The organism is Pedobacter sp. KLB.chiD, assembly GCF_047040275.1.
Taxonomy (GTDB): Bacteria; Bacteroidota; Bacteroidia; order Sphingobacteriales; family Sphingobacteriaceae; genus Pedobacter.
This window is the reverse complement of the sequence record NZ_CP178207.1, coordinates 5,076,203-5,101,930: the sequence shown is the minus strand read 5'-3', so window position 1 is coordinate 5,101,930 and position 25,728 is coordinate 5,076,203. Positions and strand designations below refer to the sequence as shown.

The 25,728-nt window shown below is 39.2% G+C and carries 22 protein-coding genes; 6 read left to right on the top strand and 16 right to left on the bottom strand.

Going from position 1 to position 25,728, the window contains the following annotated elements:
• On the bottom strand, nucleotides 1-531 hold the full coding sequence (locus ACK1I8_RS21175) for a hypothetical protein (protein ID WP_412467239.1): 531 nt from the start codon (nucleotides 529-531) through the stop codon (nucleotides 1-3).
• 446 nt (nucleotides 532-977) lie between these two features.
• On the opposite strand from ACK1I8_RS21175, the gene ACK1I8_RS21170 reads away from it, so the two are divergent.
• Entirely contained in the window at nucleotides 978-2,459 is a 1,482-nt protein-coding gene (locus tag ACK1I8_RS21170; protein WP_412467238.1) for a phytoene desaturase family protein, read from the top strand.
• A gap of 509 nt (nucleotides 2,460-2,968) precedes the next feature.
• On the opposite strand, the gene ACK1I8_RS21165 is transcribed toward ACK1I8_RS21170, so the two are convergent.
• From ACK1I8_RS21165 to ACK1I8_RS21150, 4 genes are all read right to left on the bottom strand, one after another.
• Nucleotides 2,969-3,499 carry an RNA polymerase sigma factor gene (locus tag ACK1I8_RS21165; RefSeq protein ID WP_412467237.1) on the bottom strand — a complete coding sequence of 177 codons (531 nt, stop codon included), beginning with the start codon at nucleotides 3,497-3,499 and terminating at the stop codon, nucleotides 2,969-2,971.
• A 127-nt stretch (nucleotides 3,500-3,626) separates the two neighbouring features.
• Nucleotides 3,627-4,643, bottom strand: a complete 1,017-nt coding sequence (murB, locus tag ACK1I8_RS21160) for a UDP-N-acetylmuramate dehydrogenase (RefSeq protein ID WP_412467236.1) — start codon at nucleotides 4,641-4,643, stop codon at nucleotides 3,627-3,629.
• 217 nt (nucleotides 4,644-4,860) lie between these two features.
• The gene (locus ACK1I8_RS21155; protein ID WP_412467235.1) at nucleotides 4,861-5,532 is read right to left on the bottom strand and encodes a hypothetical protein; all 672 of its coding nucleotides are present in this window, start codon (nucleotides 5,530-5,532) and stop codon (nucleotides 4,861-4,863) included.
• 63 nt (nucleotides 5,533-5,595) lie between these two features.
• On the bottom strand, nucleotides 5,596-6,036 hold the full coding sequence (locus ACK1I8_RS21150; protein WP_412467234.1) for a sterol desaturase family protein: 441 nt from the start codon (nucleotides 6,034-6,036) through the stop codon (nucleotides 5,596-5,598).
• Nucleotides 6,037-6,202: 166 nt separating this feature from the next.
• On the opposite strand from ACK1I8_RS21150, the gene ACK1I8_RS21145 reads away from it, so the two are divergent.
• The 5 genes from ACK1I8_RS21145 to ACK1I8_RS21125 all read left to right on the top strand — a co-directional run bounded on the left by ACK1I8_RS21145 (nucleotide 6,203) and on the right by ACK1I8_RS21125 (nucleotide 13,578).
• Nucleotides 6,203-6,814 (top strand): TetR/AcrR family transcriptional regulator, encoded by a 612-nt coding sequence (locus tag ACK1I8_RS21145; RefSeq protein WP_412467233.1) that lies wholly within the window; start codon nucleotides 6,203-6,205, stop codon nucleotides 6,812-6,814.
• An 85-nt stretch (nucleotides 6,815-6,899) separates the two neighbouring features.
• Nucleotides 6,900-8,240, top strand: coding sequence for a TolC family protein (locus tag ACK1I8_RS21140; RefSeq protein WP_412467232.1), 1,341 nt, complete (start codon nucleotides 6,900-6,902; stop codon nucleotides 8,238-8,240).
• Nucleotides 8,241-8,242: 2 nt separating this feature from the next.
• Nucleotides 8,243-9,310 carry an efflux RND transporter periplasmic adaptor subunit gene (locus tag ACK1I8_RS21135; RefSeq protein WP_412467231.1) on the top strand — a complete coding sequence of 356 codons (1,068 nt, stop codon included), beginning with the start codon at nucleotides 8,243-8,245 and terminating at the stop codon, nucleotides 9,308-9,310.
• Nucleotides 9,311-9,374: 64 nt separating this feature from the next.
• Nucleotides 9,375-12,569 (top strand): efflux RND transporter permease subunit, encoded by a 3,195-nt coding sequence (locus tag ACK1I8_RS21130; protein WP_412467230.1) that lies wholly within the window; start codon nucleotides 9,375-9,377, stop codon nucleotides 12,567-12,569.
• A gap of 322 nt (nucleotides 12,570-12,891) precedes the next feature.
• Nucleotides 12,892-13,578: a hypothetical protein gene (locus ACK1I8_RS21125; RefSeq protein ID WP_412467229.1), complete on the top strand. Its 687-nt coding sequence runs from the start codon at nucleotides 12,892-12,894 to the stop codon at nucleotides 13,576-13,578.
• 639 nt (nucleotides 13,579-14,217) lie between these two features.
• Here the strand turns inward: ACK1I8_RS21125 and ACK1I8_RS21120 are convergent.
• From ACK1I8_RS21120 to ACK1I8_RS21070, 11 genes are all read right to left on the bottom strand, one after another.
• Nucleotides 14,218-15,423 carry an MFS transporter gene (locus ACK1I8_RS21120; protein WP_412467228.1) on the bottom strand — a complete coding sequence of 402 codons (1,206 nt, stop codon included), beginning with the start codon at nucleotides 15,421-15,423 and terminating at the stop codon, nucleotides 14,218-14,220.
• A gap of 108 nt (nucleotides 15,424-15,531) precedes the next feature.
• The gene (locus ACK1I8_RS21115) at nucleotides 15,532-16,185 is read right to left on the bottom strand and encodes a TenA family protein (protein ID WP_412467227.1); all 654 of its coding nucleotides are present in this window, start codon (nucleotides 16,183-16,185) and stop codon (nucleotides 15,532-15,534) included.
• The gene (thiD, locus tag ACK1I8_RS21110) at nucleotides 16,182-17,000 is read right to left on the bottom strand and encodes a bifunctional hydroxymethylpyrimidine kinase/phosphomethylpyrimidine kinase (RefSeq protein WP_412467226.1); all 819 of its coding nucleotides are present in this window, start codon (nucleotides 16,998-17,000) and stop codon (nucleotides 16,182-16,184) included. The genes ACK1I8_RS21115 and thiD overlap by 4 nt, the downstream gene beginning before the upstream one ends.
• 518 nt (nucleotides 17,001-17,518) lie before the next feature.
• Nucleotides 17,519-19,060 (bottom strand): choice-of-anchor I family protein, encoded by a 1,542-nt coding sequence (locus ACK1I8_RS21105; RefSeq protein ID WP_412467225.1) that lies wholly within the window; start codon nucleotides 19,058-19,060, stop codon nucleotides 17,519-17,521.
• A 238-nt stretch (nucleotides 19,061-19,298) separates the two neighbouring features.
• Nucleotides 19,299-20,705, bottom strand: a complete 1,407-nt coding sequence (gene lpdA / locus ACK1I8_RS21100) for a dihydrolipoyl dehydrogenase (RefSeq protein ID WP_412467224.1) — start codon at nucleotides 20,703-20,705, stop codon at nucleotides 19,299-19,301.
• Nucleotides 20,706-21,079: 374 nt separating this feature from the next.
• On the bottom strand, nucleotides 21,080-21,436 hold the full coding sequence (locus ACK1I8_RS21095) for a bleomycin resistance protein (protein WP_412467223.1): 357 nt from the start codon (nucleotides 21,434-21,436) through the stop codon (nucleotides 21,080-21,082).
• A 61-nt stretch (nucleotides 21,437-21,497) separates the two neighbouring features.
• Entirely contained in the window at nucleotides 21,498-22,049 is a 552-nt protein-coding gene (locus ACK1I8_RS21090) for a Crp/Fnr family transcriptional regulator (RefSeq protein ID WP_412467222.1), read from the bottom strand.
• A gap of 16 nt (nucleotides 22,050-22,065) precedes the next feature.
• Nucleotides 22,066-22,623, bottom strand: a complete 558-nt coding sequence (locus ACK1I8_RS21085; RefSeq protein WP_412467221.1) for a DUF2306 domain-containing protein — start codon at nucleotides 22,621-22,623, stop codon at nucleotides 22,066-22,068.
• 118 nt (nucleotides 22,624-22,741) lie between these two features.
• Complete coding sequence (locus ACK1I8_RS21080) at nucleotides 22,742-23,407, bottom strand: HAD family hydrolase (RefSeq protein WP_412467220.1); 666 nt, start codon at nucleotides 23,405-23,407, stop codon at nucleotides 22,742-22,744.
• A gap of 22 nt (nucleotides 23,408-23,429) precedes the next feature.
• A complete protein-coding gene (locus tag ACK1I8_RS21075; protein ID WP_412467219.1) occupies nucleotides 23,430-24,590 on the bottom strand; it encodes an esterase-like activity of phytase family protein in 1,161 nt (386 codons plus the stop codon).
• Between the two features lie 306 nt (nucleotides 24,591-24,896).
• Nucleotides 24,897-25,721, bottom strand: coding sequence for a DUF6515 family protein (locus ACK1I8_RS21070; protein ID WP_412467218.1), 825 nt, complete (start codon nucleotides 25,719-25,721; stop codon nucleotides 24,897-24,899).
• Nucleotides 25,722-25,728 lie beyond the last annotated feature (7 nt).

Here is a 25,728-nt window from a genome sequence, read left to right as displayed (position 1 = left end):
TTAAAGGTATTTTGTTAAAATTTTAACTTCAGCCGCACTGCATTTTTTACTGTTGATCATAAACTTAGCTACGTTTTTTACCAATTCCGCATCGGCAAGGCCAAAATTTCCATTTTGATAATGTTTAATAATTTCCCTTTTATCCTGCGCTAAATTTTTACTGAAACCGAGAAAGGAAGGGGTATAAAATTCGATCGAAAAACGCATAAAACGGATTTCCATATTTTCCCCATCCATATCTATTGCTTTCTGCATCGTTTTTAGCGATTGGCTTACATATTTAATCTTATTGTATGGATTCCAGGAGTGTTTGGCTTTAAGGGCTTCCAAAGTACCCAGGTAACCCGTTACCAATGCGGTTTTATTGGGCAGTTTATTCAGCTTTGCAAATAAGGAATCAGTTAGCTTCGGGTTTTCTACCGCTTTAACCATGTTGGTTTTCAATACCGCAATTTCCTGGTTGGAGAGTTGTGCGTAGGCAATGTTGCCTGATGCCAACAGCAGGAGAAATATTATACGTAGTTTAATCATGAGATGGTGGCAAATGTAAGAAAAGCTGGGCGCATTTGTTTGCTCTGTCTTACTGTGGAATAATTTATGGTATAAAAATCAATATGATTGACAGCCATTTTTGGGCTCGTCATTTCAAGCAGAGCGCAACGCAGTTGAGAACCACGAAGTACCCAGCGCAGCTAAATCTGTCTCTATAGATTTCTTCCCGTCTGTACAGGCGGGCCTTTCGGCACCGGCAAAAAACCGGGCTGGCTTCAGTATAATTGACGATTCTTCTATCAGGTCATGTCAATAGCAGCACGGCAAAAGGTATTTAAACTGATAAAACATGCTACCCAAAACCATTGATCAAGTAAACTGATTAAATACCATCGACAAGAAAGATTTTTCATGGCATTCGGAATAACAGACACAGCGTGAGAAAAAACCAAAACAAAACGCGATAAAATTCCTTTATTTACACCATGGAGAAAAAAACCACGGTTACCATTATCGGCGCCGGTTTTGCAGGCATGGCTGCAGCAGCCCTATTGGCCAAAGATGGCTGCGATGTTACCGTTATCGAAAAAAACGAAATGGCAGGAGGCAGGGCCAGAACCTGGCAAAAAGACGGTTTTCTTTTTGATATGGGTCCCAGCTGGTACTGGATGCCGGATGTTTTCGAAAACTATTTTAACCTGTTCGGCAAAACGACTGCTGATTTTTATGCATTAAAAAGGTTAAGCCCCTCTTACCGCATTTATTTTGGCAAAAACGATACGATTGATGTTCCGGCAACATTGGATGATTTGTATGCCTTATTTGAAAAACTTGAGCCGGGAAGCAGCAGTAACCTCAAATATTTTCTCGATCAGGCTAAATATAAATACGATGTAGGCATGAATGAGTATGTTTTTAAGCCTTCGCATAGCGTAATGGAATACTTTGACCCCAGGTTAGCCATTAGCGGCATTAAACTACAGCTTTTGGGCAATATGCGAAAACATGTGCATAAGCTGTTTAAGAATGAACGCCTGCGGAAGCTTTTGGAATTCCCGGTTTTATTTTTAGGTGCCACGCCACAGCATACACCTGCATTATATAGCCTGATGAACTACGCTGATCTTGTATTAGGCACCTGGTACCCAATGGGCGGTATGCATCAAATTGTGGCCGCTATGCAAAACATTGCAGAAGCCGAAGGGGTAAAATTCATGTTCAACACCGAAGTAACCAAAATTGAGGTAAAAAACAACCTGGCAGCGTACGTGGTTACGAATCAGGGAAATTTCAAAAACGACTTTGTGGTGGGTAACGCAGATTATCACCACATTGACCAGCATCTTTTCGACCAACCATACCGTAATTACGACAAAAATTATTGGGATAAAAGAACAATGGCACCGTCCTGTCTTTTATTTTATATAGGCTTAAATAAAAAAATAGACAATATATTACACCATAACTTATTCTTTGATGAGAATTTTGACCAACATGCCGAAGAAATCTACAGCCATCCGCAATGGCCATCAAAGCCACTGTTTTATGCCTGCTGCCCTTCAGTAACCGATGAAAGTGTAGCACCGGAAGGCTGCGAAAATCTTTTCTTTTTAATTCCGCTTGCACCAGATTTGGAAGATAGCGAAAGCAAAAGAGAAGAATACTTTAATGTGCTGATTGATCGCTTTAAAAATTTGACTGGAAACGATATCAGCAGCAGCATTTTATTTAAACGCAGTTATGCCATGAAAGATTTTGTGGAAGATTATCATGCCTTTAAAGGGAATGCGTATGGATTAGCAAACACTCTGAAACAGACCGCTTTTCTAAAACCCAAAATGAAAAGTAAAGTAACAAATTTTTTATACACCGGCCAGTTAACCGTTCCGGGGCCTGGGGTGCCACCAGCAATCATTTCGGGACAAGTGGTAGCAAAAGAAATAAAAAAAAAGTTAAAAAAAGCTTGACAAATTTAAAATTTCCCTTATCTTTATAACCACAAAACAAAAATACTGCAATAATCTTAAAAAACACATAATCGTTTGAAGTTTGCATTTGTTTCGAAATAAGAGAGAAGGCAAATTGTTGAAAGAAAAAATAAGAATCAACTAACCAAATATATGATAAGCAAAAAGGCCTGGATTTTCCGGGCTTTTTGCTTTTTAACGCTTTTTACAAGGCAATCGTCATGCTGATCCGGCTATGCTCAAAATGCAGATCATGATATATCCATTATGAAATAAATCTGCGGCCTTTTCAGCGTTATCCGTGGGAATCAAAAATGAGGTGTAGTTCCATTTGCTCGCGCAGATTCAAAAAGGTAAGAAACCCAGATCATATAAGGGATGTACTATCCGGAGATAAATCTCTCCCCGCCTGTACGGGCAGACGCTTCGGTCGAGATAACGTTTTTTTTGGAGGGATAACAAAAAAGGCCCAGATTAATCTGAGCCCCTAATTCTATAATAGATGTATCTTAAGCCAATTCTGTACTGGCAATTTCTTTCGAATATGTTTTAAGGTACTTCTTCAAAATACCCCTTGCCACATGTATACGTGTTTTTACCGTTCCAATTGGAATCTCTAACATATCAGCAATTTCATGATATTTATAACCTTCAAAGTAGCGGATAAAAGGAACATAATATTCTTCAGGCAATTGAGCTAATGCTTTATCGATATCACCTAACACAAATTTGCTCTCTGCATTGTTTTTAGTAGCACTATAGGATAGGTTTGCAGAAGAGATATCTTCGCTCTGTGTAATTAAAGTATTTGTTTTAACCAATCGGCGATAATTGTTAATGAAGGTATTTTTCATGATGGTAAACAACCAGCCTTTTAAATTAGTTCCCTCCTTAAACTTATTGTAATAAGTAATCGCTTTCAGCATAGTATCCTGAACCAAATCATTTGCATCTTCTGCGTCTTTAGTAAAATTTAAAGCATAAGATCTAAGTGATACCGAGTGATGATTAACTAGATGATTGAATTCAAATTTTGTCATGATATTTAGCTTTAGGAGATTAAAAACAAATCAATTATTGTTCATTCGCTAAAACTCAAACAAACTTAATACCAAAATTTTCTGGCACACGGCTAAAAACACGTAACTAACTAATAATCAACGTTCGTCACAGAATATTTACTTCTCTTTCTAAGGTGACCCCAAAAGTAGACTTCACACTGTCTATTATTTGTTCAGAAAAATCATACACTTCTTTGCCGGTTGCTCGCCCGTGGTTAACCAAAACTAAGGCCTGGTTTCGCCAGGTACCTGTTTGCCCAACCACCTTGCCTTTCCAGCCACATTGCTCAATTAGCCAACCTGCTGCCAGCTTAACTTTACCATCTGCCGTGGGATAATGCACCACATCGGGGTGTTTTGCCACAACATCTGCAAATTCGTGTTTTTCAATCACCGGATTTTTGAAGAAACTACCAGCATTTCCGATGGTAGATGGATCCGGCAGTTTGCTCACGCGGATATGCGATACAGCAGCCGAAACATCTGCAATTGTCGGTTGCGCTATGCCCCTGCTATGCAGTTCAGTTTCAATAGCACCGTAAGAAGTATTAATCTTTGGCACAGCCGATAACCGGAAAGTGACAGATGTGATGATATATTGCCCCTTTAGCCTGCCTTTGAAAACACTTTCGCGGTAACCAAAATGACAATCATTGTAGGTAAAGGTTTTCATTTCTCCGGTTTTGATTTCAAATGCCGTGCAGCTTTCAAAAACATCTTTCAGCTCTACCCCATACGCACCAATATTTTGTATCGGCGATGCACCCACCGTGCCTGGAATCAGGCTTAAATTTTCTACGCCCGCAAAATGGTTTTCTACACAGTAGTTTACAAAGTCGTTCCAAACTTCACCTGCTCCGGCAGTTACCAACACCTGATCATCGATCACTTTAGATTGAATGCCTTTAATACTGATTTTGATCACCAGTCCATCATAATTTTGTGTGAACAGTATATTGCTGCCACCACCAATAATGAGTAGTTTTTGATTTTTTACCAATTCATGCTCAAACAGGGATTTCAATTCATCTTCCGAAAAAATTTCAGCAAAGGACTTTGCCTGAACATCTATACCGAAGGAATTGTATGGTTTTAGCGAAATATTTTCCTGGATTTGAAGCATAGTGATTTTCTGTTATGCTGCAAAAGTAAAATAAAAAATAGCTAAGGAACGATTTTGGTAATCCTCTTATCAAAATTAAAGCTCAAAATTTTAGAATAATCACCAATACAACTAATATGAACAATAGAATCAAAGAGCAACTGAATACATTTTATGATCATTTTTAATCATAAAAGCATTGGAACGAAAACCTTGAATTGATAGTGATAGCATGCCTCTAATTCTTTCCTTCATCAATTTTCGTTTTTATCAACTTGCCTTCTTTGCTTTGTTTTAAACGATCAGAAAGCATTGCGTACATCTGTTGAGGAGATCCGCCGTAAATTTGCTCAAATTTAGCCGCAGGTAAAACTTTTAAAAAATTGACTAACCCTTGTAACTTAAGTAAACTCACGGGTGAGTTAGGGTACTTTCTGATAAAATCAAATAAATTGATTTTATCAACATTTCCATTACTACCTAATTCTTCAAGCTGTTTATTAAATGTACCGCCACCCGCAATTTTAGCATAATTAATCTGGCTTCCCTTTGTGATATCTAAATCAACATTTTCCAGGATGATACTTTTTATTTTAGGCGTTCCACCCAGTCGCCAGGTTTTGCTATCGAGGTTCTTCTTTACTTCTGCTGCGGTAACATTATCTCGTGTTTCAACAAAGATAACCGCCCAGCGTAAAAGACTTCCATCCAAATTGGCAGTTGAGCTAAATTTAAAATTTCCGCCTACAAGTGGCACCTTTAAGAAAATATTTCTATTACCTGCGCTATATAAATATGCATACTTTGCTTTTTCAGCATCGTCGATATGCCCTTTAACCTCAAATGTAAACCACTGTGCAAACAAACCGGTGCTCCAGAAAAGCATTGCTAAAAAAACCAAAATTTTCATAACCTTAACTAATTTAATGACCAGTCAAATATAAACTAATTATATAGTTTTAAAATATTTTAGTTATTTTTTTATCAAACTTTTCCGCACAAACAACAAACCAAAGGCTTTTCCTTTTTCCTTTCCCCTGTTTTTATGATGGATTTTATGTGCTTTCCTTACCGCTTGCAAGTAAGCATTATTGCTTTTAAAAGTTTTAAAACGCCGGTGCACAAACCAATCGTGTACCACAAAATAAATCAAGCCATACAATGTGATTCCCAGTCCTACAAAAAACCGGTAACTTAAGTTATCCTGATCAATGTACATAAGGTACAATGATACTCCGGCAAATAGCAAGGCAAACAAATCGTTCCATTCGAAAAATGATTTTGATTGCTGGTGGTGACTTTTATGCATAAACCACAATGGCCCGTGGAATAGATACTTGTGTATAAACCACGATAAACACTCCATAGCAATGATGGTAAACAGTACGGTGAGGATGTTGATGAACGCAGACAATTTTTCTAAATAATTGGTTTGTAAAGATATATAAACATCTCAACAGGCAAAATTATGTCATAAGATTGTAAGCTTAATACGGTTTGAAACCAAATTTTCTGACATATGATTTTTTAGCACTATTTTTGACTAAAATATTAAAAAAGTCAGAAAGTAGAAAAGTAAAATGATTGTAGCCGATAAAAAGAGAGAGCAAATTATTGATGGTGCGATAAAACGCTTTATCCATTTTGGTATTGGCAAAACCACGATGAATGATATTGCCGAAGATTTATCCGTATCCAAACCATCTCTTTATTATTATTTCCCCGATAAAAAACATTTGATTTTAGGAGTAATAGAAAGAGTATTTAACGATTTCTTTGAACTGATCAAAAAGAAACACAATCCTGATTTACCAGTGCAGGAGATTCTTTTTAACATCGTTGATGTACGGAATACCTTCTTCCAGAAATATTATATGCTTCGCATTACCGAAGGCATTCCGGATTTACTGAACGATGAAGTGATTAAAGGCAAACTACGTACGCTAAAAGAATCGGAAAAAGATTTTTTCGCAGAGATTTTTAGTCAGGCCAAAGCAAAAGGGGAAATTGAGTATGAAGATACTGCACATGTTGCGGAATTGTATCTGGAAAGTTTAATGGGCCTTTCTACCATGTGTATTATGGAAACAGGCAAAGATCTTTTCCCCGATAAAAAATCACTAAATAAAATGACGTTAAAGCAAAAAAACCTGACTACCATATTCGTAAGAGGTTTAAGGTGTGCAGACTAAGCGCTTAACGTTGGCATAAACCACTAGCCTCAACTTAACAGGCTGAATAAACAGAGAAGAACCCAAAAACAAAAAACAGTACATTATGCTTAGAATAAAAATGGTAAGATTAATGCTCATTGTTATTACCGGCTCGGTTTTACCGCAGCTGGCAATTGCACAGCAGCAAATTACCTTAAAAGATGCGCTCACCTTTGCGCTCCAAAACAATACTAAAGTACGCAATGCCAAATTAGATATTGAAGGTGGAAAATATAAGGTACAAGAAGTTAGGGCACAAGCTTTACCACAAATTACCGGAAACGTGGGTTTAACGTACAACCCAATTATTGGTCAGCTGGTGGCTAATATTGGTGGTGCAACACAATCGTTTAAATTAGGTCAAAACTGGAATTCGACTGCAGGTGTTCAGCTTTCGCAGCAGTTATTTAACCAACAGGTTTTTACCGGGCTGCAGGCTGCACGATCAAGCGAAGAATATTATGCGCTTACCTCGCAATTAACGGAAGAACAGATTATCGAACTGGTGGCTAACAATTATTATCAGGTTTTGGTAAACAGGCAACAGCTTAACGTAATCGATACCAACATCAAAAATGTTAAGATAGTCGAAAAAATTGTGGGTACCCAGTATAAAAATGGTTTGGCCAGAAAAATCGATGTAGACCGGATCAGTGTAAACCTGACCAACCTGAACACACAACGTGAGCAAGTGATCAATGCGATTACCCAATTGGAAAACCAGTTAAAATTTTCGATGGGCATGGCGGTTGCAACCCCGATCAGCCTGCCTCCTACCGAATTAACGGAAGTAACTACATTACCTATGTTTACAGATTCTATCGATCTGGCAAACAGAACTGAAGTTAAACTTTTAAATAATCAGGATAAACTTTTATCCTTACAGCGCAAAGCCTATGTGGCCGAATACTATCCTAGCTTATCTTTAACGGGCAACTATACCTATTCGAGCCAGAGCAATAGTTTCGATTTCCTTAATTCGAATGCTTCAGCTATCGGTTTCGGTTCGTCGGCAATTGGCTTGACGTTAAGAGTACCGATTTTTAACGGTTTTTTAACCCGGTCTAAAATCCGCCAGGCCGATGTAGACATTAAAAAGGCTCAGGAGAGCAGAAGAGAAACCAATAATGCCTTAAACCTGGCTTACGAAAATGCGAAAATACAATTGCGAAACAACTTAAATACCATCAAATCGCAACGTAAAAATGCCGATTTAGCGCAAGAGATTTACAGAAGTACCCAAAATAATTATAATAACGGCTTAGCTTCATTAACCGATCTTTTGGATACCGAAAATGCACTTACCTCGGCACAAAACAGTTATACACAGGCTTTACTAAATTATAAAATAGCCGAAATACAATTAATCAAATCGAACGGAAATATTAAATCGCTAGTACAATAGAAATGAAAAGAGTAATTACCATAATCATCGTAGTTGTTGTTGCCCTTGGTGCAATAGCTTATGTTTTAAGCAACAATAAAAAGAAGAACGAAGAGAAAACTGCTTTCATTGCTAAAGGTGGCGGTGCAGTTGCCGTTCGTGTTGCTGAAGTAGAGAAAAAAGCTGTGGATTTAGATTTCAGTGCAAACGGAAATTTTATTCCCAAACAGGAACTTAACTTTTTATCGGAAAACGCAGGGCGGGTTAAGGCTATTTATGTAGACGAAGGCGACAGGGTAAGCAAGGGACAGGTTTTGGCCCGCATAGATGCCGAAATCATCAATACTGATAGGGAAACTGCTGAAGCTACTTACGAAAATGCAAAAAGAGATGAAGCCAGATATCAAAGCTCATTCCAAACCGGTGGCGTTACCCAACAACAGTTAGATCAGGCTAAATTAGCCACAAAAAATGCGAAATTGCGTTTACAGGCTTCACAAAGAAGGTTAAGCGACGCAAATATTAAATCGCCAATTAACGGCATTGTAAACAAAAGATACATCGAAGTTGGTGCTTTTGTAACTGCTCAGGGTACACAGTTATTCGAACTGGTTGATGTTTCCAAATTAAAGCTGAAAGTTAATGTGAACGAATCGCAGGTAGCGAACCTTAAAATAGGTGATCGGATCGAGATCAGATCTTCGGTTTTCCCAACAGATAGTTTCTCAGGAAAGGTAACCTTCATCGCGGCTAAAGCTGATGCAACTTTAAACTTCCCGGTTGAAATTGAAGTGGAAAACAGCCATAAAAACACCTTAAAAGCCGGTATGTATGGCACTGCAGTATTTAAATTCCCTAAACAGGCCCCAAGCATCCTTATTCCACGCACATCATTTGTGGGCAGTGTGAGCAGTAACCAGGTTTTTGTATTGGATAAAGCCAACAACACGGCTAAAACCCGTAATGTGGTAGCTGGCCGCATTTTAGGCGATAACGTTGAAATTCTGGACGGCTTAAAAGAAGGTGAGACTGTGATTACCAGTGGACAAATTAACTTAACTGACGGTACTCCGGTTAGTATCGTAAAGTAAGTTAGCGGAATTTTCAGCTTTTAAAAACGCGATACGCCAATCGCAAAACGCAATACGAATTAAAATGAAGATAACAGATATATCTATAAAAAGGCCTTCGCTGGTTATTGTGGTATTTACCGCACTTACCTTGCTGGGGTTACTAAGTTACTTTTCGTTGGGTTATGAATTACTTCCGAAATTCTCCAACAACGTAGTATCTATTTCAACCATCTACCCTGGCGCTTCGCCAAATGAGGTTGAAAATACCGTGACCAAAAAGATTGAGGATGCGGTATCATCGATGGAAAACATCAAAAAAATCAACTCAGTTTCGTTTGAGAGTTTATCAACCGTAACCATTACACTAACTGATGCCGCTAATATCGATATCTCGTTAAATGATGCGCAACGTAAGGTAAACGCCATTCTGGCTGAGCTACCCGAAGATGTAAAAACACCATCATTGAGTAAATTCTCGCTTGACGATTTACCGGTAATTACCATGTCGGCCTCTGCCAATATGGACGACGTAAGCTTTTACGATTTAATCGACAAACGTATTGCCCCGGTAATTTCGAGGGTAAACGGTATTGCACAGGTAAACCTGGTAGGTGGTTCTGAACGTGAAATCCAGGTTTCGCTTGATGCCAATAAACTACAGGGTTATGGCCTTGCAGTTCCCCAGGTCCAACAAATGATTCTTTCTTCGAATCTGGATTTCCCTACCGGAAGTGTTAAAACGCAGAACCAGGACGTATTGATCCGTTTATCGGGTAAATACAGAAGTATTGAGGAATTGAGAAACCTGGTTTTAACCACAGGTAAGGATGGTGCCCAGATCCGCTTAGGTGATGTGGCCGATGTTCAGGATTCGCAGAAAGAAACGGAGAAACTGGCCCGTATTGATCGTAAAGCATCTATCGCCATCCAGATCATTAAACAAAGTGACGCGAATGCTGTAGAGGTAAGTAAAGGTGTACATGCCATTATTGCCAAACTTAAAACAGAGTACGCAGCCAATAAATTAGACATCAGAATTGTAAACGATAGTTCGATCTTTACCTTAGAATCTGCTGATGCGGTTATCCATGATTTAATCCTCGCGGTTATTTTAGTGGCATTTGTTATGCTTTTTTTCCTGCACAGTTTACGTAATGCGTTAATTGTAATGGTATCGATTCCGGTTTCGCTGATCGCTACCTTTATCGGTATTAGCCTATTCGGCTTTACTTTAAACTTAATGTCGCTGCTCGGGCTATCACTCGTGGTAGGTATCCTGGTGGATGATGCGATTGTGGTATTGGAAAATATACAGCGACACATGGAGATGGGTAAAAACAAAGTGAGGGCCGCATCTGATGCAACAAGGGAAATTGGTTTTACGGTAGTATCCATTACTTTCGTAATTGTGGTGGTATTCTTCCCGATTGCCGTAAGTACCGGTCTGGTATCGAATATCTTACGCCAGTTCTGTATTGTGGTAATTATTGCAACCTTACTTTCATTGCTGGCTTCATTTACCATTGTACCACTTATTTTCTCCCGTTTCGGTAAATTGGAACGTATTGAAGGTAAAAATCTGTTTGGCCGTTTTATCCTGTGGTTTGAAAAACAACTTAAAAAATTCACCTTGTGGATTACCAGTATCTTAACCTGGTCGTTGAATCACAAAGCTTTAACACTGATTATCGTAGTAGTTATGTTCTTCAGTTCATGCGGTTTGTTGGCAGGTGGTTTTATTGGTTCTGAATTCTTCCCTAAATCAGATAAAGGTGAGTTCCTGGTGCAGTTAGAATTGCCAAAAGATGCTTCTTTAGAGCAAACCAACTTCCTCACTCAAAAAGCAGAGGCTTTTCTGGATAAACAGCCAGAAATTACGCAGTTGATTACTACTGTCGGACAATCGACCGGTGATTTCGGTGGTACACAGGCTACAGCCTATAAATCTGAAATTAATGTTAAACTGGTTGAACGCGATCAGCGTAAAGGCGTCTCTTCTGATATTTTTGCTACCAAAATGAGCCGTGCACTGGCCAAAGAACTGGTGGGAGCCAAAGTAAAAACCGTTCCGATCAGTATCCTGGGTATTGCAGAAAATGCACCGATCCAGTTGGTGGTAATGGGATCTGATCTGGACAGTGCCTTGAAATATGCAGAAGGCGCACAAAAAGTGCTTGCATCTATTCCGGGCGCAACAGAGATTAAATTATCCGTAGAAAAGGGAACGCCCGAAATTAACGTTCAGGTAGATCGCGATAAGATGTCGGCAGTAGGCTTAACCTTACAAACTGTAGGTTCTACCATGCAAACTGCATTTGCGGGTAATACCGATGGTAAATACCGTAAAGGGGAATACGAGTACGATATTAACATCCAATATCAAAACTTTAACCGCCAGAACATTGATGATGTACGTAACCTTATTTTTGTAAATAATGATGGCAAACAGATCAAATTATCACAGTTTGCAACCATTACGGAAGGTTCAGGTCCAAGTCAGCTGGAGCGTTTAAATAAATCCACTTCGGTATCGGTTAAGGCGCAATCAATCGGTAGACCAACAGGAACGGTGGTTGCAGAGTTCCAGGCAAAACTGGAAGAAATGCAAAAAAATGGTAAACTTAAAGCGCCGGTTGGTGTAAGTTATAGCTGGGCAGGTGACCAGGAAAACCAGAGCGAAGGTTTTGGTACCTTAGGTATCGCATTATTGGCTTCGATTATTTTAGTTTACCTCATTATGGTTGCCCTTTACGATAGTTTTATTTATCCTCTGGTGGTGATGTTTTCACTTCCATTAGCGGTAATCGGAGCATTATTAGCCCTGGCTTTAACCAATAACTCAATAGGTATCTTCACCATTTTAGGATTGATTATGCTAATGGGTCTGGTAGCGAAAAATGCGATTATCCTGGTCGATTTTACCAATCACCTGAAAGCAGAAGGCAAAGAAACCAAAGAAGCACTTGTATTGGCCAACCACGCACGTTTACGTCCAATCTTGATGACAACCATCGCCATGGTATTCGGTATGCTTCCAATTGCCCTGGCAAGCGGTGCCGGTGCCGAATGGAAAAACGGTTTGGCATGGGTTATTGTAGGCGGATTAACCAGTTCACTGTTCTTAACTTTAATTGTGGTACCGGTAGTGTACTTAATATTCGATAGAATGTTAGAGCGCTTTGGTTTCAATAAAAAAGGAAAAACCATTGATGAATTAATGGTTGAACCTTATGACCATAAAGATGTAAATGAATACGATTTAGATCACGGACATTAATATCCCTCCAAATTAACAATCAATTAGCCCCGATCCCAAATCGGGGCTTTTTTTGTGGAATTTTTAAATCCAGTACGTATAAGATTTCCTGACATACCATGGTCGGCGCCAACAAGAACTATTAAACCGACCTCATTTCACAAGAAAATTATTCTACTATACTGCATCCAAACAAATTACCAAACAACATTGTATATTAGGCATTATGTTCAAAACCCTTCTTAGCCTATTCCTAATTTGCTCTACACTCTTCGTACAAGCTCAACATCCGCCTGTTTTTGCCGCTATGCGTACCGACTCGAACTTCGTTAAACTTTGCAATTTGGATATTACCCTGGTAAAGTACAGTTATAAACCCAATGGCGTAAAGTTTTTAGTGGTACATGACAATGAAGATACCGGTGTTAAGGCTGGTTTTGATTATATCCGGTGGTACGGTGGTGAACTGATCGACAGTCAATATGGTGGAGTAAGGGATTATTACTTCAGCTATATGGACGATCAATACCGCATAGACCCAAATGCGATATATACCGAAGTGGGGGTTAATACCAGGTTAAAGAAAAACCAGTTCAGCTCTAACGAAGTGGAAAAAGCCATATTGAACGCAGGAAAGCAAATTGTAGATTTTTACGACCCAAAAACTACGGGTTATTTTTTAACTCTCCATAATAATGCGGATGGCGGTTTTGGCATTTCTTCTTATTTGCCAGGTTACGACTTAGCCAGCACTGCCGATTCGGTGTATATCAACTTTCAGATGGATGGAGATGATCTGATTTATGTAACCGAGCCAAGGTTGTTCAGCAGTTTAAAAAAGGCCAATGTGAATGTTATTCTTCAATCTAAATTCGCGACCAATGATGGTTCCCTATCGGTTTATGCCATGCAAAATAATATTCCCTATATCAATGTAGAAGTACAGCATGGGCACCTGGAAGAAAATTTAAGATTGATCGAGCTTGCCGTTGCAGCCTTAAAGGAACATGGATTGCTAAAGAAAGAGTAGCACACCAGATTTAGTAGAGACTCACTCGGGTAATCGTCAACCTGAATTTTATCCTATCGGTTGGTGTCTCACCGACCGAAATAAATTAGGACATATCTAGTATCTTAAGACTTGGAAATGAGCGTACGGTAGTTCCTGGCGGTTTGCAGCCCTGCTTTCCATTACAAGTCCTCTCCCGATGAAAATCGGGATGCGGGCTTTCCATTGCAATCAGGTTTAGCAACTTCGTTTCTGCACGCTAAAACCCCAAAATGAAAAGCTGCTTATCCTATCGGTTGGTGTCTCACCGACCGAAATAAATTAGGACATATCTAGTATCTTAAGACCTGGAAATGAGCGTACGGTAGTTCCTGGCGGTTTGCAGCCCTGCTTTCCATTACAAGTCCCCGCTACGCTCCGGGCTTTCCATTGCAATCAGGTTTAGCAACTTCGTTTCTGTGCCCCGCAACCTGACAAATGAAATGCTGCAGTAGCCACATAGCCCCCCTGCCCGTTGCAGGCGGGGGTTGGAGTGTTACCCTGCAGCAATGAGGTACGAGGCAGCGAAGCGTACAAGCAAAAAGCGGGAAGAAATGTAGTGTTTTGTACAAGCTTTGCGCCCCACATAATCAATATATTTTTTTTAACGAAATAGAAAGCCTAATTGATCTCTTTAATTTTCGCTACCAAAAAAATAATCAGCAAACCAAACACGGAAATAATCCCAAAAGAATAACGCAGGCTGGATAGTTGCGAAACATAACCGATTAACGGCGGGCCAAACAAAAAGGCAAAATAACCAATACTCGAAACCATGGTAATGGCCTTACCGGCCGGTACTTTCCTGTTGTTTCCGGCTATGCTATATACCATGGGTACAATACTTGAAACGCCCAGACCAATAAGCATAAAACCAAAAATTGCAGTAATTAGATAAGGGAATATTACGGCAAGCGCCATACCTATAGATATAATGGCACCGCTAATCTGCAGGAGATTTTTCCGCCCAAATTTACCGATTAAATATACACCCATAAACCTTCCGCTAGCCATCATAAACATGAATGATGCATAACCGATAATAGCTTTATTATGGGGTAATTTCACCACATCCTCGAAGTAAATAGCACTCCAATCGAACATCGTGCCCTCGGTAGCCATGCTGCAAAATGCAATAACGCCCAATAATACCAAGATACCTTGTGGCATGGTGAAAAACTTTGTTTTTTCAGCTACGGTATCGGGTTTATTGTAATTAAGTAATTTTTGCGCGTTAAATAACACATTGGTTAAAGATATTAAGGCAATAATCCAAAAATGGGTATACATCCCTAATTTTAAGTTTACCAATCCAAGCGCAATTAATGCACCGGTTAAATTTCCGATGCTCCAGGCGCCATGAAAAGAACTCATGATAGGTTTGCCGTAGTAGTTTTCGCCAGCAACACCCTGTGTATTTAAGGCAATGTTGCACAGGTTACCGGTAATGCCAAATAAAACCAGAAAAGCAGCTAACTGCCAACCCGTATTGGCTAATGCTAAAAAAGTTAATGCAATGGCATAAAGCGGTGCTGTAGCCCTTAACATTTTCTTACTACCAAAATGCGTAGTCAGTTTTGCAGAAAAAAACATGGTTAGGATCTGTCCTGCAGGTAATGCAAAAAGTATAGAACCTAATTCTGCGTCGTTTAGGCCCATAGAAGCTTTAAAAGTTGGAATTCTACTGGCCCAACTGGCAAAACAAACCCCTTGCATAAAGTAAAAGGCAGATATGGCTAAACGTACTTGTTTCGGAGAGCTTTGCGTTAATGCAGGTTTATCTTCTTGTTTAATTAAAATTTCCTGTTCTTGCTTGCTTTCTTCCAATGTGATGCTTTAAAATTATAGAATGGCAAAGTTCTTTAAATCTATTGGAAATACCGACATGTTTTTAACTTTTTATCAAAATATTTTGCTGTTTATCAGGTTAAAATATTAAATTTTCCATTTTTCCAATTCATAAGCGCTATTCCAGAACATCCATTCTAAACGTGTTGCCATTTCGAAAGCTTCCAGCATTTTTTGTTGGGTTGCGGCATTCGCTTGTACCGCCAGTTGATCTGCAATATCAATAGCTTTTTCTACTGCAACAGCAAACTCGACTCCCGCATACATGTCGATCCACCTTTTGTAAGGATTTGCTTCTCCTTTCTGCCGGGCGAGAATATGGTCTCCTACTGCCTTATAAATCCAAAAGCACGGCAAAACAGCTGCTACTGCTATTTCTACATTGGCATAGGCAGCCTGACTAAGTATATAACTGGTATATAAAAGTGTAGATGGCGTAGGTTGCACATGATTAGCTAAACCAAATTCGGTGAAATAACTTTCGTGCAAACTACGCTCGGCAAAAATAGCACCTGTAGAAAAGCTGGCAAAAGCCATTACCCAATCCGCATTCTGCATACGCCCACTAATGGTGCTTAGCGTCCGCCCAAATTCTAAAAGATAATAAGCGTCTTGTGCTAAATAGAAAATAAATTTTTCTTTTGGTAAGGTGCCATTGCTCAGCTCCTTATTAAAAGGCATAGCTAAAATTTTCTTATAGATGGGTACAATTCTTTCCCATGCCTGTTCGCTCCACTTCATTGTATAATTAATTTTAAAGGTTCGAAAAAATGGTTTAAAGGTCCGTTACCTTCACCTGTTTTTACTTCACTACCAGCTTGTAAGGCCTGGCCGATGTATTTTTTCGCATTTTTAATAGCATCCAGCAGCATTTTTCCTTTAGCCATTTCGGCGGCTATGGCTGATGAAAGTGTGCAACCGGTGCCATGCAGATTTTTAGAAGCAATAAAAGTACTTTCGAGTATAACCGGCGCATCGCTTCCACAAATAAAGACATCATAAATTACGGCTCCTATTAAATGTCCTCCTTTAACCAAAACAGCTCTTGCCCCTTTTTCAATAATTTTCTTACCCGCAGCAACCATATCCTCAAGGTTATGAATGGGCTGCCCGGCCAGGATAACCGCTTCATCAATATTTGGGGTAACCAGGCTTACCAACGGGAACAATTTGTCAATTAACTGCTCAACAGTATCAGGTGCTATCAGTTTATGGCCACTGGTAGCTACCATTACCGGATCTAAAATAACGGGTACATCCGCAGTGTAATTTTTAAGTTCTGTTTCAATTACCTCAACTACTTCTGCCCTATTAATCATGCCGATTTTAATTGCCATGGGTTTAATATCATCCAGCACTGCCTTTAACTGATCTATAATTATTGTGACAGGAATACCATGAACGGAACACACTCCTAACGTATTCTGCGCGGTGACGGCCGTAATAACAGATGTACCAAAACAGCCCAGGGCCGAAAAGGTCTTCAAATCTGCCTGAATGCCTGCGCCACCCCCACTATCTGAGCCGGCTATTGTTAATACCTGGATATAATTCATTGCTAAAGACTTCTTTTTGTTGTACAACTTCAGGAGTCTTCAAATGCCGAAGGCATTTTATGCAATTATTGCAGACAAACTAATTTCCTACGCCGGCATGATCCGGATCAGGTCCATTCGAGGTCGATAGCTGGAGGGTTTTAAGGCTGAAGGAATTAACCTCTACCTTTTTACCATCTACCTTTAACCTCAAAAAGGGTATATTCTCAGCCAACTTATTTGAAGGCACCCCTAAAGTTTTTTTGTGATGCAATATAGGGCTTAGTTTTTATTGTTGGGAGAAAAAAAGGAAAAAGAGTAAAGGCCAAGGCAGAAAGACCAAAGACTAAAGCACCCACTTCTTCATCTCAACTGCAGCATAGCGGAGCGGGGAAATCTACCTCGAGATAGATCTCTCGGCTGCGTTGTACTTCGCTCGAAATGACAATGATTAGTGGAGTTAACGCCCTAGCCTAAAACAAAATAATCCCGATAAAAATACCGGGATTAACATCATAATCAATAAAGGTATGGAGAGACTATATTTTATCAGGTTGATAGAACCGAACGGTTCCATCTCCTTCATTTGAAACAATTAATAAACTTCTGCCGTTCGGGCTATCTTTTGGTTTCACAAAAAGTAAACCTTCTGGCGCATCGCCGGTAGAAAATAACTGAACAAATTTTGGCGCTACCGGATTGGTTACATCATAAATCGCTATTGCATCTGCACGTTCAAGACCAATAAAAGCTAAAGTTTGTCCATTTACCTGAGCCACGGTGATCCCTTCAACCTCAACCCCTTTTTTAGTTGCTCTTTTGGGATCGTATTTTCCTGCATCCGACACTTTTTGCGCCAGTTCTCTGCCTACATTGGCCACTAATTGACCGGTATTTGCATTAATAATGCTGAAACTGCGGGTGCTAAAAGAATACAGTTCATCATAATCGCCATCGCCATCCGTATCGCCATAATTTTTTGCAACGATAAGTTTACCCAAATTTTCATTTGACTTTAGTGTTGCCGCATTTGGGAATTTAAGAGGGTCTAGGATTAGTTTACTACTGCCCACCTCTATTTCTTCGGAGGTTTCTTTCGACCAGTCGCGTGTATCGCCTTCATTGGCCAAGGCAAGATAAGCAATACCGTTTGCGGTAAAATAAGATATGGCATCGGGCAGGTAAAAACCCTTAACCGGCCATGTTTTAAATTCTGGTTTACCATCTTTTACCGTAAAATCAATGGCATTTTCTTCAATACTGAAATCCCTGGTGCCCAAGGGGGTGATTTTGTTGATTTTCCCTGCAAAGATATCAACTTCAGCAACACCATTGTTTTCCTGAAGCGTAATATAAGCCTTCTTAGAATCGCTGCTTACTGTAATATATTCCGGCTCAATGTCCTGGGTAAAACTCGCATTGTAACCATATATCCTGAAACCGCCAGCCAGCAATGTCGCCTTTTGCGATTCAAAAGCCGAGAAATCTATTGTTTTTACTGAATAATTATCCTTTACATTGATGATAGAAATCGTTCCTTTTGGATCAACCGTGTAGGCCAGATTGGGTTCACCTTCATTAGCAGATAAAATATAGTTGCCATCCGGGCTAAACGTTACCATATCTGGCATGGCACCTACTGTAATTTTTTTAACTTCCGATAAATCTGAAGTCTTCAGTATCAAAACATCACCGTTCCCCTGTTTATCAGCACCATCTAAGGCAATGGCCAATAAGCCGTTATTCACGGCCACACTATTAATGCCCGCGTTAGCTGCGTAGGTTAAGGTTTGCAACTTTGTAACCGTTGGGTATTTGCTCATGTCTACTACATCAACTTTGGCACCACCATCATTACTGGCTACAAATAATCTTTTGGTTGAGGGATCGTAAGCAGAAATTTCAGAAGCGAATTCGCCGCCTAAATCAACAGATGCAGTTTCTTTAAAGCTATCGATTTTTTCAGGCACAACAGCTTCGACAGGAGGATCTACCATCGGATCATCGGTTGAATTTTTTTTGCAGGCAGCAAACACCAGCGAAGCCATAAGGATTGCGCCAAATAGTTTTTTACAGTTCATGGTTTACTTATTATCTGAACCGCAAAAATAAATTCAAATCATGCTGTTTTTAAGATAGTTATATTATCATTCAGTTAAGAAAATGTAAAGAAGGGATGAGAAATCAAAAAGGAGGGTTCTAAATCGAATGTATTTTCGAGACAGATTTCCCGACTACACTCGAGATGACAGAAAGAAATAAAGCAAAAAATCCCGATATAAATACCGGGATTTTCTATTATTCATTAAACAGCTTTGTCTAAATATGTATTGCTCTGTTTTCGGTTGCAGCTAAAGCAGCTTCTTTCAACGCTTCCGTATAAGTTGGATGTGCATGGCAGGTACGTGCAATATCTTCAGCAGACGCACGGAATTCCATGGCGATAACGGCTTCAGCAATCATATCCGCAGCACGCGGTCCAATCATATGTACACCTAAAACCTCATCAGTAGCAGCATCAGCCAAAACTTTAATGAAACCATCAGTATCCATACTTGCTTTTGCACGTCCGCTGGCCTTGAAAGGAAAGGAACCTGCTTTATACTTTACACCTTTTTCTTTTAACTGATCTTCTGTTAAACCTACAGAAGCCACCTCTGGCCAGGTATAAACTACACCTGGGATTAAATTATAATTAATGTGTGGTTTTTGGCCGGCAATGGTTTCGGCAACGTAAGTACCTTCATCCTCTGCTTTGTGCGCCAACATGGCTCCGGTAATTACATCCCCAATGGCATAAACACCTTTAACCGAAGTTTCTAAATGCTCATTAACCGGAATTTTTTTACCTCTCTCCTCAACAGTGATACCAATTTTATCTAAACCTAAACCTTCGCTATAAGCAGTACGGCCAACAGCAACAATGCAATAATCAGCTTCTAACGAAATGGATTCCCCTTTAGGCTTATCTGCTGTAACTGTTACCGTTTTACCATTATTGGTAGCACCGGTAACTTTGTGGCCCATGTAAAACTCCATGCCCAGGTTTTTTTTCAATACGCGTTGAAGTTCTTTACCTAAACTTGCATCCATTGTTGCAATGATGGATGGCAAAAACTCAATCACTGAAACTTTTGTTCCTAAACGGGCATAAACTGAACCCAATTCCAAGCCAATTACACCACCACCGATTACCACCATGGTTTTTGGCACTTCTTTAATGTTTAAAGCTTCGGTTGAAGTAATAATGCGTTTTTTATCAATTGGCAAAAACGGTAATGTAGTTGGTTTAGAACCTGTAGCAATAATTACATTTTTAGCAGATAAAGTTTCAGTAGTACCATCAGTTTTGGTTACCAGGATGGTATTTTTATCTACAAAAGAACCTACACCTTCGAAAGAATCGATTTTATTTTTTTTGAACAGATAAGTGATACCGGCAGTATTTTGAGCAACAACATCGTCTTTACGGGCGATCATTTGTGGCATATTAACTTTAAGGTTTTTTAAATCGATACCGTGAGTAGTAAATGTATGGGCAGCGTTGTGAAAATGCTCCGACGAATCTAACAAAGCTTTAGATGGGATACAACCTACGTTTAAGCAAGTACCTCCAAAAGTTTTATATTTTTCTACTACTGCAGTTTTTAAACCTAACTGAGCACAACGGATTGCGCCTACATAACCGCCCGGTCCTGAACCGATAACAACGACATCGTATTGCATAATTTCTTGAGTATTTTGATTAGCCAAAGGTATGGAAAAAAGGCGGAAAGCTGAAAGTGATTAGGCAATAGTCTTCCAATTCCAGACATCAGTCTATAAGATTATTGGCCCATCCCCATAGTCAAGGCTTCATTATTGAGACCAAAGAGGATAATCACACAAAGTTCAACTGTCTCAAAGTGCTGAGCATAAAAATATTTTACTTTAAGACTATAAAATATTTGAATGGCCCGGCAAAAAATCAGATCAACCGGGCTCAGCCTATAATGTTTTGCGTTAATTAACCATATCAATAATCACAAACTATCAAACTATGAGCCACCGACTAATTAACGATTGACCAATGAACTATCGACTATTGAACTAACCACCCCCTAGGCCTCTTGTCCGAAAGTAAGTAAATTGTTGTCCGGATCGAGCATAGAGAACTCCTTTTGCCCCCAAGGTTTTGTTTGTAGATGCCCATTCGGATGAATGCTTCGTTTATTATCCAGCATCCATTTGTATAAGTCTTCTATATCATCTGTGCGGAGGTAAACCTGGCCATAGTTTTCTTTGGGATCGAGTGCTTCGAATAAAAAAAAGTGAAGCTGAACATGATCTTTTTGCACCATAAGGTAATCCTTAAAATTGTCGACACCAATGTCTTCAAAGCCTAATTTATTCACATAAAAATCTCTGGTGATTTCTTTATCACGCATGGGAAGTTTCGGATTGATTTCTGTTAGCATATTTTTTTATTTCAAAAATGGGAAATTTTGTCAAAAACAGCACTTGATCGAAATCAGGAAATTATTTACCTGCCCTAACCCTACTGAGTGTTTCGGGCGCTATTTTAAGGTAAGAGGCAATCATTTTTACAGGAAAAACCTGTACAATAAGCGGTTTTACGTTTTTAATGTAGTTATATTTTTGTACAGGACTTAATGCATTATCGAAGAAGTAAGTCCGATGGTTCGTTTGATCGAAAATCTTTCCAAAGCTTAAAAAAGATGGTGATCTGGCAATCAGTTCGTGCAGCTGTTGTAAACTCAACTCAACCACCTCCGCGTCCTCAAATGCTTTAATAGTCGTTTCGGATGATTGTTGGTCTATTAAACTCGGGTGATTGTACATCCACTCATTGCGTAGGTGCAGATCGATAATGGTTTCATCCAGGCCATCAGATTTAAATTGAAAGAAAGATCCTGATAAGATGAAATAGATGGATTGACAAACCTCACCTTTTTTCAATAACGTATCGTTTTTCTTGAATATTTTTCGCGTCGCTTTTGCTTCAAAAAGAAGCAGATCATAAGATGAAAATGATCCGACACCGGATAAAATTTCCTGAGCAGACATCATATAAAATTCAATTATTTCAGCGGATAGGGCGACCAAACCATTTATTGGTTAATGTTTTTCTGGTGATTAAATAGGCAACAATCAAATTTGGAATCCAGCATAACCAGGCAACAACCAGGTAGGCTTTAAAAAAATCGCCAAACATTATGGTCAATATTGGCAACCAGATCCTTAAGGTTACTGCAGCAAAACAAGCAGCATAACTGTAAACCATCATTATTTGATGCTTTTCAATCTCGCCGTTTCTAACATATAAATAAGCTTTTAATGTGGTAAAAAACCAAATGACGCCTAAACTGATAAACCCTGCGGAAGAAACCCATCCACCTGTTGCAAAAAAGCCAATATAGATACCAGCTAATGCGCTTAGCAGGACGGAAACCACATAAACTTTACCCAGTTTCCGATGCCATGCCATTCGACTATTTCTCATTTTCGGACTAAATTGTGTCCAACCAATCAATAGAGCAATTCCTCCCAAGATAATATGCGTATAAAAACCCATATTCCAGCAGGTATTACTCAATAACTCAATTGATTTTGAATTTAACAGTCCAAATTTTCTATCGATCAAAAAGTAAATTATTGGATAAAGTCCAACTAGCAATGCGAAAGTTGCAAATAAAATCCATAAAACTTTTTTCACCATATTAAATCCTGTTACTACATTAACAACCAGTTAATTTTAGAACCTAGATTAATTCCTTTTGTAGCATAAATGCTTTGGCATTCGCAAAACTGAGGAAAAGTTCATCAGCTATTTTCAATTTTTGGTGTGCACGCACATTGCTCTGTATGGCATAACAGGTAATACCAGCAGCCAGGGCCGATTTAACACCATTCAGGGTGTCTTCAAAAACGATACATTCTTCTTTTGCGAAACCCAACCGCTCCACGCAGAGGTTATAACTTTCGGGATCGGGTTTAGATTTGCTTACGTCTGTTCTCGTGATAAATAAACTGAAATATCTGGCCAGCCCGTTACGCTCAAAAACGGCTTCCACATCAATCTTTGGGCTAGCGGTAACCACCGCAAGCGTAAGTCCTTTTTCGTAGGCAAACTGTATAAACTCCAAGGCATGTGGCATTAATTTAATATCCGTTGTTCTAAACCCATCAAAAGTGATTTTTTCCCTTCTCTCAATAAAGCTTGCTAAATCTTCCTCAATTTTATAGCGGTCTATAATGGTTTTTGCATTTTTCGGCAGTGGTATTCCTGCATAATTACTTAACCAGTCTTTAAAATCAATGGTTACATTATAGTCACACAAAAAGGTATTCCAGCAATCGAAATGAAATTTTTCAGAATCAATCAGTGTACCATCTAAATCGAAAAGCAGGGCTTTTATTTTACTCATTATAAATTTTTAACTGAATGGTTTATGGGATAATCTCAAAAAGGAAAAACTGCTGCACCTGAGATTTACTGAAATTATTATCTACACAAAATATCAACGAATGATGCCCGTTGGCAAGTTTTGGGCCAAAAGTTACCCCTTCAAAGTTATCGATGTGCCTGTTTAAGCTATCAAAATCGAAAAGCAGTTTTTTGCTGAGCGGCTTAGGTGGATTTTTTATAAAAGATGGATTATCGATTTCATTTTCTCCGCCATTAAGATCAACCAGGTAAAGTTTTAAAAAAGTATGGTCATCATGCCCTTTTGCCCAGGCCCGTTCCATTACCAGAAGCGTGTGAGGGTTAATGGCCAGTATTTCGGAAATTCCATTTACATTCCAGTCATTATCAACAGTAGGTTTAACAGGTAAAGCGCCAAGCTTATAAGCATATTGTGCAATATTCTTTTTAGTTGCCACATCAAACTTTAAAATTCGCGTTAAAGCTTGATCATATTTAAAAGCGGCCTGCGGGCCATCCTGATAAAGTGGTTCTTCTAAACTGGCATATAAAGTTTTGTAATCATCAGCATAGGTCAAACCTTCAAACAAAGCATTTTTTCGTGGACCGCTCTCTGTATTGGTAAAGTGGAAGCCTTTGGGTAGCGGAAGGGTATCCAAAAATTTGCCTGTTGTAGATATAAAAGTTAAACTGGGCTGAACAATGGTCGTATCACCATTTTTAAACAACCTTTCGCCTTCGCTGCTCCAGATCATTTGATTGGTAACTGGATTAAAACGAACAGACTCCCCATCTGGCTTCACCCTTTTATCCGTGCCATATTTGGGATATTGTTTTCCGTTTTCCTGTAAAAGAAAAGTAACGCCCGTAATCCGGATGGTATCGATTTTATTTTCTTTGAGATCAATGTTTGCGGTGTAAATCCTTGCGGGACTAAATTGCGATGGATCATCGCTGATCAAATAATATTGGTTCTGCTTTACATCATAATCAATCCCCGATAAACCTCCAACAACGGTATTTTGGAAAACCGGGTTTAAGGGCATTATATATCCATCCAAAAACTTTACAGCTGAAATACTGGTCTCTTCCTGTTTAACTTTAGCATGCTTAGTTACTGAACAGGAATAGAAAATAACAGCAAAAAGAGCATAGACAATGATATATGGTTGTATGGATTTCAAATCGAAATATTTAGACTGTAAAAATATGTTTTTTTGACGGGCCAGGATAAGTCATTCTGAATTATTTCACAGTCTTTTTAGAATTGTTCTTATGTCAGCTGCTCGCTTTTACCATCTAACAGGCTCAACATTAATTTAGCGCCCTATATAATCCTTTTTTAGAACAAAACAGCCGGGTGGTAACATCCGATTGCATATTTATTCCTTGATAATAAAAATAAACTCATCATTAGAAATTAAGAACATTAGAAATAAAAAATGCTGGTCATACTTTAAAATGGCCAGCACTTATATTGATAAATCGCATTAAAACAATTTACCGATTACGCGGTAGGTAATATTTGTTCCATCAACCACCTCTTCATAATACACATCATCGGGCGAAACAAAGTATTTTTCGTCTTTAATGGTCACCTCTCTGCATCCTTCAGGCAACTGGTTAATGATATCACCAATGTTAGGCGTATTAGCCGAACCATCTGTAGTATTCAAAACGCCATCTTTTCCAGCTACCACATATACCGTTTTACCATCAGCATTTTCTTTTTGGGTATAATAAACACCTTTGTATTCGTAATAGTCAACTCCATTAATGGTTATCCGGTTGGCATCAGATGGCAAATTCGGTACTTCGGCACCAACTGGTGGTGTGACCACTTCGTATTGATCATTATTTTGTTGATAAAACAATCCGCCGGAATAATAAAACTGGGTTGGTCCATACCAGAATGGATAATATCCATACGGCAGTACACTAATCCTGACACCTAAAAACGGCCTGTAAAAATTGTAATAACTATAATATGGTCTGTAATAAGGTCTTCCGAAACCAAATCTGTACCCATAGTATGGCCTGCCATATCCCACCCGATAACCTGGCCGGTAATATCCATAACTTGATCTGCCGGAACGGATACCAGTAGAAAAACTACCCCTGCCTGGCCCGCGCATGGTGGGCTGATGAGAAAATCCACCACCTCTCGATGAGCCAATTGAGCCTGATCTGCCCCCACCGAAAAAACCGCCACCGCTCCTACTCGGCCGCTGTGCAGAAACACTTTCGATACTCAAGGTTGCTATCATCGCTGCTGCAGCAAAAACAACCCATCCTTTACTGAATAACCTATTCATTGCTTTG

Coding starts and splice junctions, on each gene's coding strand:
- ACK1I8_RS21175 (WP_412467239.1), bottom strand. CDS start 531: ATGATTAAACTACGTATAATATTTCTCCTGCTGTTGGCATCAGGCAAC.
- ACK1I8_RS21170 (WP_412467238.1), top strand. CDS start 978: ATGGAGAAAAAAACCACGGTTACCATTATCGGCGCCGGTTTTGCAGGC.
- ACK1I8_RS21165 (WP_412467237.1), bottom strand. CDS start 3,499: ATGACAAAATTTGAATTCAATCATCTAGTTAATCATCACTCGGTATCA.
- murB (WP_412467236.1), bottom strand. CDS start 4,643: ATGCTTCAAATCCAGGAAAATATTTCGCTAAAACCATACAATTCCTTC.
- ACK1I8_RS21155 (WP_412467235.1), bottom strand. CDS start 5,532: ATGAAAATTTTGGTTTTTTTAGCAATGCTTTTCTGGAGCACCGGTTTG.
- ACK1I8_RS21145 (WP_412467233.1), top strand. CDS start 6,203: ATGATTGTAGCCGATAAAAAGAGAGAGCAAATTATTGATGGTGCGATA.
- ACK1I8_RS21140 (WP_412467232.1), top strand. CDS start 6,900: ATGCTTAGAATAAAAATGGTAAGATTAATGCTCATTGTTATTACCGGC.
- ACK1I8_RS21135 (WP_412467231.1), top strand. CDS start 8,243: ATGAAAAGAGTAATTACCATAATCATCGTAGTTGTTGTTGCCCTTGGT.
- ACK1I8_RS21130 (WP_412467230.1), top strand. CDS start 9,375: ATGAAGATAACAGATATATCTATAAAAAGGCCTTCGCTGGTTATTGTG.
- ACK1I8_RS21115 (WP_412467227.1), bottom strand. CDS start 16,185: ATGAAGTGGAGCGAACAGGCATGGGAAAGAATTGTACCCATCTATAAG.
- thiD (WP_412467226.1), bottom strand. CDS start 17,000: ATGAATTATATCCAGGTATTAACAATAGCCGGCTCAGATAGTGGGGGT.
- ACK1I8_RS21105 (WP_412467225.1), bottom strand. CDS start 19,060: ATGAACTGTAAAAAACTATTTGGCGCAATCCTTATGGCTTCGCTGGTG.
- lpdA (WP_412467224.1), bottom strand. CDS start 20,705: ATGCAATACGATGTCGTTGTTATCGGTTCAGGACCGGGCGGTTATGTA.
- ACK1I8_RS21095 (WP_412467223.1), bottom strand. CDS start 21,436: ATGCTAACAGAAATCAATCCGAAACTTCCCATGCGTGATAAAGAAATC.
- ACK1I8_RS21090 (WP_412467222.1), bottom strand. CDS start 22,049: ATGATGTCTGCTCAGGAAATTTTATCCGGTGTCGGATCATTTTCATCT.
- ACK1I8_RS21080 (WP_412467220.1), bottom strand. CDS start 23,407: ATGAGTAAAATAAAAGCCCTGCTTTTCGATTTAGATGGTACACTGATT.
- ACK1I8_RS21070 (WP_412467218.1), bottom strand. CDS start 25,721: ATGAATAGGTTATTCAGTAAAGGATGGGTTGTTTTTGCTGCAGCAGCG.